The 12318-nt window shown below is 53.6% G+C and carries 9 protein-coding genes and 3 tRNA genes; 3 read left to right on the plus strand and 9 right to left on the minus strand.

All coding sequences use genetic code 11. The features are described 5' to 3' along the window. Positions 1–46 precede the first annotated feature (46 nt). The 6 genes from AUR04nite_RS11915 to AUR04nite_RS11940 all read right to left on the minus strand — a co-directional run bounded on the left by AUR04nite_RS11915 (position 47) and on the right by AUR04nite_RS11940 (position 5386). Positions 47–1216 carry a glycosyltransferase 87 family protein gene (locus AUR04nite_RS11915; RefSeq protein ID WP_141365296.1) on the minus strand — a complete coding sequence of 390 codons (1170 nt, stop codon included), beginning with the start codon at positions 1214–1216 and terminating at the stop codon, positions 47–49. Positions 1217–1794: 578 nt separating this feature from the next. After that, positions 1795–1871 (minus strand) — tRNA-Ile (locus AUR04nite_RS11920). Positions 1872–1972: 101 nt separating this feature from the next. Beyond that, on the minus strand, positions 1973–3160 hold the full coding sequence (locus AUR04nite_RS11925) for a glycosyltransferase (RefSeq protein WP_141365298.1): 1188 nt from the start codon (positions 3158–3160) through the stop codon (positions 1973–1975). A 60-nt stretch (positions 3161–3220) separates the two neighbouring features. Beyond that, positions 3221–4132 carry a DMT family transporter gene (locus AUR04nite_RS11930; protein ID WP_141365300.1) on the minus strand — a complete coding sequence of 304 codons (912 nt, stop codon included), beginning with the start codon at positions 4130–4132 and terminating at the stop codon, positions 3221–3223. A gap of 68 nt (positions 4133–4200) precedes the next feature. After that, positions 4201–5070, minus strand: a complete 870-nt coding sequence (locus tag AUR04nite_RS11935; protein ID WP_141365302.1) for a phage holin family protein — start codon at positions 5068–5070, stop codon at positions 4201–4203. A 240-nt stretch (positions 5071–5310) separates the two neighbouring features. Continuing rightward, positions 5311–5386, minus strand: a tRNA-Asn gene (locus AUR04nite_RS11940). Positions 5387–5572: 186 nt separating this feature from the next. Between AUR04nite_RS11940 and AUR04nite_RS11945 the strand changes: the two genes are divergently transcribed. Further along, positions 5573–6505 (plus strand): methyltransferase family protein, encoded by a 933-nt coding sequence (locus AUR04nite_RS11945; RefSeq protein WP_170184194.1) that lies wholly within the window; start codon positions 5573–5575, stop codon positions 6503–6505. A gap of 44 nt (positions 6506–6549) precedes the next feature. Here the strand turns inward: AUR04nite_RS11945 and AUR04nite_RS11950 are convergent. The 3 genes from AUR04nite_RS11950 to AUR04nite_RS11960 form a co-directional block, all read right to left on the minus strand. Further along, positions 6550–6622 (minus strand) — tRNA-Asn (locus tag AUR04nite_RS11950). Between the two features lie 141 nt (positions 6623–6763). Next, positions 6764–7834 carry a glycosyltransferase family 4 protein gene (locus AUR04nite_RS11955; protein ID WP_141365306.1) on the minus strand — a complete coding sequence of 357 codons (1071 nt, stop codon included), beginning with the start codon at positions 7832–7834 and terminating at the stop codon, positions 6764–6766. Between the two features lie 52 nt (positions 7835–7886). After that, positions 7887–9116, minus strand: coding sequence for an MFS transporter (locus tag AUR04nite_RS11960; protein WP_170184195.1), 1230 nt, complete (start codon positions 9114–9116; stop codon positions 7887–7889). Between the two features lie 362 nt (positions 9117–9478). Between AUR04nite_RS11960 and AUR04nite_RS11965 the strand changes: the two genes are divergently transcribed. Further along, complete coding sequence (locus AUR04nite_RS11965) at positions 9479–11005, plus strand: pyridoxal phosphate-dependent decarboxylase family protein (protein WP_141365310.1); 1527 nt, start codon at positions 9479–9481, stop codon at positions 11003–11005. Then, positions 11002–12318 carry a lysine N(6)-hydroxylase/L-ornithine N(5)-oxygenase family protein gene (locus tag AUR04nite_RS11970; protein WP_141365312.1) on the plus strand — a complete coding sequence of 439 codons (1317 nt, stop codon included), beginning with the start codon at positions 11002–11004 and terminating at the stop codon, positions 12316–12318. Before AUR04nite_RS11965 ends, AUR04nite_RS11970 begins: the two co-directional genes overlap by 4 nt.

The following is a 12318-nucleotide window of genomic DNA, read 5'->3' on the forward strand; positions in this document are numbered from 1 at the left end:
GCTTGAAGATCAAACAGGGAGAAAACTTATTGTTAGTAACCGCAGACTAGAGCAAGACGTCTTCGCGAACGGCAGGCGCTTTGGTTTTGATGCTGCCCAGTGAAAGATACAGGCAAATAATATTCGCCAGCACTGGGATCGTTGGAATGACATACGCCCAGATCGGCAGCGGGCCGCCGGGATAAATACCAACGAGATTGACCACATACTTTGGCGCGATCACCAGCGCGATGCTGGACACTGTGGTGAGGGCAATAGCAAGCTTATTCAGCGGGTTAAGCATCAGACTGGCGACGCAGAACCAACCGTAAGCAATAATCGGCCACCATACCCAGTGGTGCGACCAACTGACCGGCGAAACAAGCAGCGGGCAAGCCGAAGCGACGCCGATCAAGGCAGCGCGGTCGACCAGCGGAGCAATTTTCCACAGCAAGGCGATGAAAGAAACACCCACAGCTAGCGCAATCACGAACCAAACGCCTTGGGAAAGTCCAGAGCGATCAATGACGGCTTGCAGTGAAATGTTGTCCAGAAAACTCAAATCCCCGACGCGCGTCGGATCACGGAGCACCACAGTCCAGTAGTGAATGGTGTTGTGCGCCGAAACCAAAAGGCCGATCACCTGAGTCCCCACGAACGAGGCAATTCCAATGAACATCGCCCGCCACTGCTTCATTGCCAGAGGCAGGATGAGCAATGCGATCGGAGTCAGCTTAATCCCGGCGAAAATGCCTACTGCGATGACAAATGGAGTCAGAGACTTGAACCTCACGAAGGTTAGGTAGCAAGCACCCAATATAAGGATATTGATTTGACCGAACCATAGGGTATCCCTAAAGGGGCCAGAAATAACCAGCAATGAGCTGATGGTCAGCGTGGTGAAATATGGTTGCAGATGCGCCCATCGGGCTGCTACGCGCTGTGCCAGATCATGGCCAATCAGCAGGGTGATAACCAGCGAAGCCACCGTAGCCAAAAGCAGGGATGCATTAAAGGGCAGCACCGCAATCGGAATAAACAGCAGTGCTGCAAAAGGTGGATAGGTGAAAGGCAATCCGGGGTCATTCACCGGCCCGAGAATGGGATCGTAGAGCGAGCTGGGGTTGTTAAGCAGCGCCAAACCGCCCTCTCGATAAACCTTGAGGTCCAGCCCATTTGGAGGATCGATCCACGTAATCATAAGAATTGCTATCAAAACGAAGGCAATCTCTAGCACCGCAGTATTCGTCGGGGTTTTTCGGAAAATTGACGAGAGGATCGCTCTATTCCTTCCACATGTAAGTTTTTCTTAAAGCCTAGTCGAAGGCGATGCATTCAATTTATTCGATAATGCGACACCATCTTGTAGATTTTTCAAGAACGCAAAGGCAATGAAGCACGAAGCACAACCTGGGGTGTTCACCGGAATTTTTCTCATCGGTTCAGCCTTGTCCGCTACTTCCGTCGGTGCTTTCACTCAAATACCTTGTCACCGGCGAATATATCGGACCGTCTGGGTAGTGAAGTCCGGGTTCGGACCCATTTACAGGATTTGACGGAGGCTTTTCCTCGGCGACGACGAGTCCAATCACAGGCGGTCCGAAAAGCCATTTCCGTCGACTGTCTCGATCTTGGCATGCGTTGCAGATCACAGGCAAGACAAGCAGGCAACTTGCCAGTGAACTGCACTAGCCGACCTGCAGACGCCGCTCATCCTTGATTTCTGAAACCAAAATTTCGGCAAAAGTAGCCATTCGGCCATGAACCAAGAATCGCCCGGCAACCTGTTCTCACAGGTCACCGGGCGATTGTCTTTGGTAGGGAGTGACGGACTTGAACCGACGACCAAGGGATTATGAGTCCCCTGCTCTAACCAACTGAGCTAACTCCCCGAACCATATGCCAAGCACATAATGTCTTTGCACACCTGAAATATTCTAGGGCATCACATGCCAAAACACCGATTCGAGTACCACGACAGTAACGACAGTTTTCAGTGCGCGCTGATGCTTTCACCGCGATAAAGAGCTTCGAAGGCATTCATCGTTTTGTCTTGAGCGTGGTTCATCACCTTGTTGTGTCCAGCAGCTCCAAGCTTCGCTCGGCCAGCTTCATCCATGCTCAGGATTCTGTCCAATTTGTCGGCCAAGTCCTGTCGGTCTCCGGGCCTAAACAGATAGCCGTTGACTCCTTCATCTACAAGGTGAGGAAGCGCCATGGCGTTGGCGAGGACCACTGGCTTCGACGCTGAGAGCGCTTCCAAGGTCACCAGTGACTGCAGCTCAGCGGTTCCCGGCTGACAGAAGACATCACAGCGAAGGTATGCCCGTCGCAGCTCTTCATCCGAAACATGGCCCAGGAAGCGCACGCGGGCGCCAAGATGATGCTCAGCAACGATCTTTTCCAAGAACTTGCGCTGTTCTCCCCCGCCGACGATTTCCAATATCGCCTGTGGAACACTTTTCATCAAGGCAAGCGCCTCGATCAATTCATTGACATTTTTCTCTACAGCAAGGCGACCGGCGAACAGAATGGTGGGAGCATCATTCTTGGTGATGGTCTCGCCGTCTTCCAACTCGTAGTTTCCCACTTCAATCCCGTTGGACAGCGGCATCACGTTCTTTAGTTTTGCCCGCTCGCGCATGGCCTTTGCAGCCAAGGGCGTTGGCGTTGTGACGGCATCTGCCTGTCCGAAGATCTTGCCCATGTCTTTCCACGAATTCCTGGCAACAATTTTCTTGAACCACACTGGAAATGGCAGGAACGGGTCCAGATTTTCGGGCATGAAGTGGTTCGTCGCCACAGACCGAACCTGATTTTTACGTGCCCACGACAAGGTTTCTTGGCCGATCATATAGTGGCTTTGGGCGTGAACCACGTCCGGGTTGATCTCATCGAGAAGCTTGTCGATCTTTCGATTAACTTCCCATGGAAAGACAATTCGAAAATACTCGTGGGTTGGAACCGAGTGGGATTTCAATCGATGAACAATCGCTTCGTCGCGTACCTCCGTGAAGGTGTCCCCAGCTTCGCCTCGAACAGCGAGCACGTGGACGCGATGCCCTCGTGCATGCATGGCCGTCGCAAGGCGGAAACAGAACATGGCCGCACCATTCACGTCTGGTGGATAGGTATCGGCAGCGATGACGATGGTCAGCGGTTTTTCCTCGGCCACAAGCATCCTTTGTCGTTCTTCTACATGTACTTTTTGTTCTCGTGCAACGCTGCACAAATCTGGAATTTATTGATGCGCGTCGCGTGCGTGTTGCTCTGCACGCTTCGCTTTACGTTCAACAACATCTGGGTGGTGCCGCGATAGGGCCACGACACCGATAATTGCTAGAACACCTGCAACCACCATGGCGGCTGTCAGCAAAAGTGGGACATCCGGGCGAAGTTCTCCCAGGATCATGACGCCAATGGCTATACCGACAATCGGATCGATGACCGTCAGCCCGGCGATGACCAAATCCGGAGGACCCTTCGAGTAAGCCTTCTGAACGAAATAGGATCCCAGCAGGCCTGCGACAGCCACCGACAATCCGGCCAGCCAAGGCAGGCTGCTGACGGTGGATTCTTCAATGTGCAGGACCGTCACTGCGATCATCCTGACCAATACTGCGACGAAGCCGAACAGGACACCTGCGGCAGCTATGTAGAAGAAAGCTCCGAGCCTCTTATGGAAGATTGCCGCTGCAATGCCCACCAGCGCTACAACTACAGCCAAGATGATCTCAATGAGATGAGCTTCGGCTTCTGTCATGGTTTGGTCGTCGTTGATGACCATGATGGCCATTAGCACAAAGCTCGCCGAACCCACCATGCAGCTGATGATGGCCAAGATCGTCGGCTTGTTCAGCGTCATTCCGGTTTCTTGGGCATTGACGAGAGCCGTTATGACCAAGGCAATCGCGCCAATTGGCTGGACAACCGTCAATGGCGCGTTGGCCAAGGCAAATACATTCAAGGCCATGCCCAGGATCATGAGCAGCAAGCCGCCCATCCACCGTCCATTGGAAACAAGCTTGCCGATATTGCCGAGGCGAAGTTCTAGGCCATCGACCGAAGTACGCACTGCCATTGCCTGAAAGTGCGCTCCAAAGGCAAGGCAAAAGGCACTGCATAGAGCCGCTAAGATAGCGATCCAAACCATGTCAGTGCCTTTCTGGCCTCAGTGTCGTAGCTTTAGTCGGTTGGCAGTCCGACGGATGAAGAATAAGTTTAGGAACGCTTGACGAGCTTACGAATTACCGCGCCCAGCGCGGCAGCAGAACCTGCAATCACCACAAAGGGCTTGGCTTTTTCCATTCGTTCAGCGCTGGCCCTGTCAGCCTCCGATTGGTCTTCAGTATTTGAAGACGAAGGTCGAACGAAGCTGCGGACCTTGGCAGCTGCGCCGCCAACCTTGTCACCAGTGGATTCAGCAAAATTGCGAACCTTGTTGACCTTGGCCAGTGGCACCTGGATACTCTCGCCCAGATTGTCACGCAGCGCCTGAATCTGACGGCGGCGGCGCTTGGTGCGCAGCACAAGTTCGTCGGCAGTAGGAGCCGGAGCCTTTGGTTCCTTGGACTTGTTGTTCTTGTCCTCGTCATCCGACTTCTTGCGAAGCGGTTCGTCCAATGAACTCACATCAAAGCTGCTTCCTTCCTTAAGCACACCGATATCGTGGCGCAGGCCTCGTATCGCGGCATCTGGAGTTAGCGGCATGGCCTTCTTGATTTTCCTGTACCCGACCAAGGCCAGGATTAGGGCAACAATCAAAAAGAAACCGGTGACGATCAGTCCGGCGGCCCAGCCCGGCAGCCAAATCGACAGTACGTTCACCAGCGTCACCACCACGGCGATCACGAAAAGCAGAACAACCACTAGAGCGCCAACAGCTAAGGCCGCCGCAACTCCTAGGCTGATTCCCTTGCTCTTAAGCAGGGTGGTCGCCAGCTTGATCTCGTCGGAAATCTGCTGCGGAACAAGTTCTTTGAGTCCGTTGACCTGTTCCTTGGCACTCTTGACGCTCGACTTCAAACTGTCATCAGTTTGTGTCGATTCAGCTTCAGACATGGCTTCTCCATATTCTTGATCGCCGGGCAACCGGTACAACTTACGCTAGCACCCGCGTTGCACTCGACGACTCAGTCTTCAGGCGTAAAACCCACAGCTATGTCTCATGCCATGGGTGTATCTCTTCTCGAATCGAAAGTCTATCGTCTGATTAGCCACGACTCTAAGAGATGCACTAAATTCTCACGGATCCCGCCAGTGACCAAAGACACGACCAACCTGGAAATGAAAAAAGCTTTCCAACCGTGTTGAGCGGTTGGAAAGCTTTCCTGGCTCCTCCAACTGGACTTGAACCAGTAACCCTTCGATTAACAGTCGAATGCTCTGCCAATTGAGCTATGGAGGAATACAGATAAAAATGTATCGTCATTTGGTCTGGAATCAAAATCCTGAACGCATCAAATTTCCACCAGAGGCCGCTCACAGCTTGGTACTGATGTGATGCCTTTGCGTGTCACGGCTAATGCCACTGCTAATAGGCCTCGACGGGGGAAATCATCTAGAACCAAGCAATTACTCTAGGCTGAAGCCTATGCTGGTAAAGTTCCACAATCTGGTTCGCGATCTTTCACGCGGCTACTTCGCTTCACAGTGCGTCCTTGCTGTTGTGTGGTGGATACTGGTGTTCAAGGTCCCGGACGTACGCCATGCAACTTTGTCGGCATTGCCGCTTACTGCCATTCTTTTCCTCGACCTTGCACTCTTCGTTTTGCCCTCGGCACTGGCAGCTTTCGGTCATAAGTGCGCCTTAATCGTGCTTGTGCCATACACCGTAGCTATGACCACATTCATGGTTTCTTACACCTGCATCACCGGTGAGGCAGGATGGGGATCGCTCCTCATGACGCTCGCCACTGGATTCACCATTTCTTGCGGTGCAATTCTCTACTTTCCTCGACTTCCCACCCATTTGCTGCTTCGTGGACCATTCGCATTTCATACAGCAGCTCGGACTTCCACCAGTAGTTACATCCTCAAAACCAGCGGCCAGACGCTCTTCTTCTGGTTGGTTTTTCTTGTCGTCGTCCCATGGGCTGTCGCGTCCTTTGAAGCGCGTGCAGGTTTGGCTCTCCCGAGAACTTTGACCGCGACAAGCCTAGGGATGCTCCTGTTATTCCTGGGGACAGCACTCGGACTATGGTCTGCGTTCTGCATGTCCATCAAGGGGCGAGGAACTCCCCTGCCTTCCCAGATGCCTTCTCGATTGGTCGTCAGCGGGCCCTACGCATGGCTCAGAAATCCAATGGCCGTTGCCGGCATAGCCCAAGGAATCGCGGTGGGACTTATCTTAGGTTCGTGGCTTGTGGTTCTTTACGCATTATCAGGCGCGGTATTTTGGCATTGGCTTGTCAGGCCAGATGAGGAGGCTGATCTTCGCCGACGCTTCGGAGAGGAATACGTCTACTATCAGAAGAAAGTTCGCTGCTGGATTCCGAAGTCAATTTCTAGATTCCAAAACGAATAAAAACGAAGCTCCGAATTACAAAAAGTAATTCGGAGCTTCTTTCGCTCCTCCAACTGGACTTGAACCAGTAACCCTTCGATTAACAGTCGAATGCTCTGCCAATTGAGCTATGGAGGATTGCAACGTGTAATACCTTAGCACTAGCCAGTCCCGGTATTCAAATCCAGGACCGACCGCCGGAGAACAAGCCATTTTCCGTGAATTATCGGGAATTCTGCTCGTTCACCCGCCGCCCTGAGCTCAAGTGAATCCAAAACCCTATTTGTGATCTATCGCATATTGCGCAAGATCGAGCAATTGCTCAGCAGATCGTTCCCAAGAGTAATTGGAAGCACGCTTCAGCGCCCGGCGCGAGTAATTTTTCCAAGTTTCAATATCGTCCAATTGTCGAACATTGCACGCGAATTGCATCGGATCGTCTGGAGATGCAAAAAGTGCATCCTCACCGGCAACCTCGCGGAAGATCGGCATGTCCGTCACCACAACCGGCGTCCCCATGCTCATGGCTTCGACCAATGGAAGCCCATAGCCTTCTTCCCTGGACAGCGTGACTAGGGCAGTGCACTCTCGCAGCAACTCTTCGTATTCCTCGTCGCTGACTCCATTATGGAAAACAACCTGCGATCCGTCTGATATCAGCTGTTCCAGTTCATCTTTGCGCTCGGGCGCAATGGTGCTGAGCAAATGCAATTCGTAGTCAGGGAGCTCGGCCATCGCGATAATCAGGGTTTCCACGTTTTTATATTCCATGAAGGAGCCCATATAAAGCAGAGTCTTCCGAGGAGGAACTCTGGTGTCTCGCGAGGAAAAAGATCCACTGGGGGCGTTGGAGACTAGGCCGATGTGTTTACGTGTCAGGTGATGCCGACGCATGAGCCCGGCACTTGTCTCGGACACGGTTGCCACCGCATTTGCCCGGTTGAGCAAGACTCTCTGCGGCCAATAGACCTGATGGAAGAGATACCAACCCCAGCGAATTGGTGCTGGAAGAAACTTTGGTGCATGAGGGTGGGAATAATAGATCAAATCATGCAAAGTCAGAATAACCGGATACCGGCGTCCTAAAGTGCCCATAGTCTGCATAGGAGAGAAGACGACGTCAGGTCGAAGCTTGTTAACCTGCAAGGCGACAAATGGCTCTAATGCGCTCGTAGGAGAGCTGACTTTTAGATAGGGAACTTCCGGCAGCATCCTCAACTGACGCTCATCATGAATCAGCATGGTGACATCAGCTTTGCCGCGGACGGCTTCAATCAGACCTGCGGTATAGCGGCTGATGCCGTCGTGATGCGTGATTCGAGTGTATCTGGCGTCGATTACGAGTTTCACGTGCTGAGCAGCCTTTTGTTAGATAACGGATCAGCTTCCAGCCTACCGGCTCCTATTCTGCAACTGCTTCCGTCTGATCATCTAGCTGCGAGTCGAAACTCCGCGGCTTGAATACGGCGAAGCACAGCAATCCCATCAGGGACGAACCAACCCACGCTGCCAGCGCAATGTATATCCCAAACGTACTGCCCAGATAGCCGCCCAGTAATCCGCCCAGCGGCACGACACCAAAGGTGAAAAGCCGGCGGGCACTGAGTAAACGTCCCAGAAGATCTTCCGGGGTAACTTCCACAACCCAGGTCGAGACGGCAATGTTGAATACGATGACCACAACACCCCAGCCAAGTGCGTGTACTACCAGGAGGATCATTGCCCAATGCCGGTCTGTGAAATTCGCCAGCAGGACGAATCCCGAGAACACGATCTGGCCAGCGACGCTTGGGACTGCAAGCTGGACGGGAGTGAACCGCTGGGCCAGCCGCGATGAAACCGCAGCTCCAATCAGTCCTCCGATGCCACCCACTGCTGCATAGACGCCGTACCCTTGAGCGCCGAATTGCAGTTCATTAACCACAAAAATTCCTTCGACTGCCGAACCGATGGCGAGGCCGAGATTGCAGAACATTACAGAAAAAGTTAGTGCGACCAGGGTGCGGTTGCTAAACAAATATCTAACTCCCCCGAAGAAGCTCACATCACCCCGCAAGCTTGCGTCCACTGCAGGGGCATCTTTGTGCGGATCTCTGGCACGGTGAATTGCATAGGCTAATCCCAACGCTGCCAAAGCAAGGGTCAGGCTGGCGGCAAGGAGCGGGGCAGCACCCAATAGGGCAAAAAGGGTACCAGCAACTGCAGGAATGATAATACCGATCGCTTGGTCTGCAGCTGCCAATCGGGCAATGAGAGCTCCAAGGGACTTGCGCCCTCGATCTACCTCAGGAACTGCCGCGACTTGCGACGTCTCTGAGAATACATTGCAGAATCCAAGCAACGTGGCCAGCACCAAGCCAACGGCAATATTCAGTGTTTGAGTGACTGTCAGCATCAGCAGACAGGCGAGAAGAACTACTTTGGCGCCAAGGCCTAAGCGCAGAATTCTCAGCGCGCTGATCTTGTCCACCAGATAGCCGGCAGGAATGGTTGCAACTACGAACGCGACAGAGCCCAGCGCATTCAGCAGTCCCATCTGAAAAGCCGAGGCACTGAGCGTAACCACAAAAAGCATTTCCAACGTGAAATCGCTCAGCCCGCGTCCCGCCGCGTCTGCAGCATTGGATGCCACAAGGCGTTTCTGCCCTTGGAGTTCCGACAACTTCATGCCTTTCGATCAGTTCAGAGGAAACCTATCACTCTCAAAGCCAAATACGTCACTTTTTTAACGTCATCCGATTCTACGAATTTCTGCCACTTGCATCTCGAGGACCGTCTAGAGCAACGATCGCGCGAATACCATCTCACTGCCATCAAAATGACTAGTCAAATGCTATTAATTGAGATCATCAAATGACTCCAACATACCTTCATCCGATTTTTCGGCAACCCCGCCTCCAGTTAGTCGGCTTGCATTAACTAATTAGTGTGTGATGTTAATAGTTTCAGTTAGGTGAGCCTGACCAAATATCAATCGATCGCAGATCAAGGAGCATGCCCTTGGGTATCCCCACTCCGACTTTTCAAGACACCTTGTCTGACACGCCAGTTTCCTTTCCCGCACTGCTTAACTCCGGAACGACTGGCGAATTTACTGGGCAGAGCATTCAAGCACTGCAACATGCGGCGAGCCACCTCGCCCGAGTGTCATCACCGAGTACTGGCGCAACTGCAGACGAACTCAAGCCTGCAATCGAAGCGGTGGATCTCAGCACACCGTTGAGCTCTTTGGATGAGACGCTCTCCGAACTTTCGCAGTTGTACCTGCACGACGCGATCTATTTCCACGATCCCAAGTATGCGGCGCATCTGAACTGCCCCGTGCTTATCCCAGCGGTGGCCGCGGAATCACTGGTCACGAGCATTAACACTTCCATGGATACGTTCGATCAGAGCGCTGGGGCTACACTGATCGAACGTAAGCTTATTGACTTCAGCGCCGAGCTCATCGGCTTCGCTCCAGCCGAAGCAGACGGGATATTCACGTCTGGCGGAACCCAATCAAATCTTCAAGCCATGCTCATTGCACGGAATCGCGCTGCAGGGCGACTAGCCGGGTCATTTCCCGAAAGGTTGAGCAAGCTCAGAATCTACTGCTCCGAAGACGCTCATTTCTCAATCCGCAATGCCGCAATGCTGCTGGGATTGGGAACCGAGGCAGCCATTGCTATCAAAACCGATGATCTGCATCGCATGGATGCCAAAGCCCTGCAACTACAGCTGGAAACTGACATGGCAGCCGGGCTCGTCCCGATGGCGATCAGCGCCACCGCGGGAACTACCGATTTCGGGGCAATTGATCCGCTGATCGAACTGCGGCAGATCTCCGATCAGGTCGGCGCATGGCTGCATGTCGACGCGGCTTACGGCTGCGGCCTGCTGATTTCCCACATCCACAAGGAACGCTTGGAAGGCATTGAACTTGCAGACTCCGTGACCCTGGACTTCCACAAATCGTTCTTCCAGCCCATTGGCTCAAGTGCTCTAGTTGTGCGGCACGCCGACAGCTTCCAATCAATCGCCCATTACTCCGAGTACTTGAACCCACGTGATCAAGCGGCCCAAAGCACCAACCAAGTCGACAAGTCGCTGCAGACGACCCGACGATTCGACGCGCTCAAGCTCTGGGTTTCATTGCGAACCCTTGGCGTCAAAGAGCTCGGATCCATGTTTGACCAGGTTATTTCACTCGCACAAATGGCCGAGCGCGAAATCGCGGTACGCGACGAACTTTTCCTCGTTGCACCGGTGCAGCTGAGCACACTCGTCTTCGGATATTCGCTGCCGGCAGACACTTACCCCCAGCACGAGGCCAATGCGTTCATCAATCTCATCCGCAAACGCCTGCATGCCAGCGGCGAAGCCATGATCGCCGCTACCACCGTCAATGGCCAGCGGCTGCTGAAGCTCACCCTCTTGAATCCAAATACCACCTTGAGCGATATCTCCCAGATCCTCGACGCCATCTGCCGGGTCGGACGGGCAATCCTCGACGAACAAAACACTGGAGCAAACCTATGAAGCACTTCGATGTCATCGCCATCGGTGCCGGACCTTTCAACCTGGGTTTTGCGGCGCTTGCCGAGCCGCTGCCCAATCTTCGCGTAGCCGTATTCGAAGCCAAGGACAAGTTTGTTTGGCACCCAGGGATGATGCTGCCCGGAACGCATCTCCAAGTACCGTTCATGGCAGATCTTGTCACTTTGGCGGACCCCACGAACCGCTACTCGTTCTTGAACTACCTGAAAACCCAGAATCGGATCTATCCCTTCTACATCCGAGAAGACTTCTATGCTCTGAGACAGGAGTACAGCAACTATTTGGCGTGGGCCGCCGAGGGCCTGGACAGCGTCCGCTTCAACCACCAGGTATTGGCAGTTTCCCATGCAGAAGGCAGATATCAGCTTTCGGTCCTCACCGATACCGGCATCACGGAATTCACTGCAGACAAGCTCGTCCTCGGGACCGGAACCAAGCCGTTTATCCCGCCGATCGTCGCCGGCTCAGCCACAGGACGTCTCATCCACACCAGCGACTACGTCTTTAACCGGGACGAGCTGCTCGCTACGCCACGCGAACGACCCCACGTCACGACGGTGATCGGCAGCGGCCAAAGCGCCGCAGAGGTTTTCCTGGACCTTTTGCGCAGCCTTCCAGAAGACGACCACCTCGTTTGGGCTACCCGTTCGGAACGCTTCTTCCCGCTGGAGTACACCAAGCTCACCTTGGAAATGACCTCTCCCGAATATATCGACCATTTCCATGCGCTCCCGCAGTCCGAACGGGATCGTCTTTCCTCGCAGCAAAAGGGCTTATATAAGGGCATCAACGCCGACCTGATTAATGAGATTCACGAAGAGCTCTACCAGCGCAGCATCGAACAAACAGTCAATGTCCATCTGAGAACCGGCTGCGTTGCCCAATCCATCGACTGCTCCCCCAACGGCCTCGACGTGACGCTCCTGCATGAGCGGACAAATGAACAGCTGCGCTTCGCGTCGGATCACTTGGTCATGGCGACAGGATACCGGGCAGAGATCCCTTCCTTCCTCGAAGGAATCAAAGACCGCGTGAATTTCCTTGCCGACGGCCGGTACGACGTCGACCGCAACTACTCCATTGGTGCTTTCCAAGACATCTTCGTCCAGAATGCCGAGCTGCATACCCACGGTTTCACCGCGCCCGACCTGGGCATGGGTGCCTATCGCAATTCCGTACTGCTCAACCGCATCACTTCGACAACTGCTTATCAGGTAGAAGAGCGCGTAGCATTCCAGCAATTCGGCGCCGCTTCGCTCGACTGCCTTCCAACGTCCACTTCAAGCAACGTATAG

The sequence above is a fragment of the Glutamicibacter uratoxydans genome, from assembly GCF_006539925.1.
Taxonomy (GTDB): domain Bacteria; phylum Actinomycetota; class Actinomycetes; order Actinomycetales; family Micrococcaceae; genus Glutamicibacter; species Glutamicibacter uratoxydans.

Coding starts and splice junctions, on each gene's coding strand:
- AUR04nite_RS11945 (WP_170184194.1), top strand. CDS start 5,573: ATGCTGGTAAAGTTCCACAATCTGGTTCGCGATCTTTCACGCGGCTAC.
- AUR04nite_RS11965 (WP_141365310.1), top strand. CDS start 9,479: ATGCCCTTGGGTATCCCCACTCCGACTTTTCAAGACACCTTGTCTGAC.
- AUR04nite_RS11970 (WP_141365312.1), top strand. CDS start 11,002: ATGAAGCACTTCGATGTCATCGCCATCGGTGCCGGACCTTTCAACCTG.
- AUR04nite_RS11925 (WP_141365298.1), bottom strand. CDS start 3,160: ATGCTTGTGGCCGAGGAAAAACCGCTGACCATCGTCATCGCTGCCGAT.
- AUR04nite_RS11930 (WP_141365300.1), bottom strand. CDS start 4,132: ATGGTTTGGATCGCTATCTTAGCGGCTCTATGCAGTGCCTTTTGCCTT.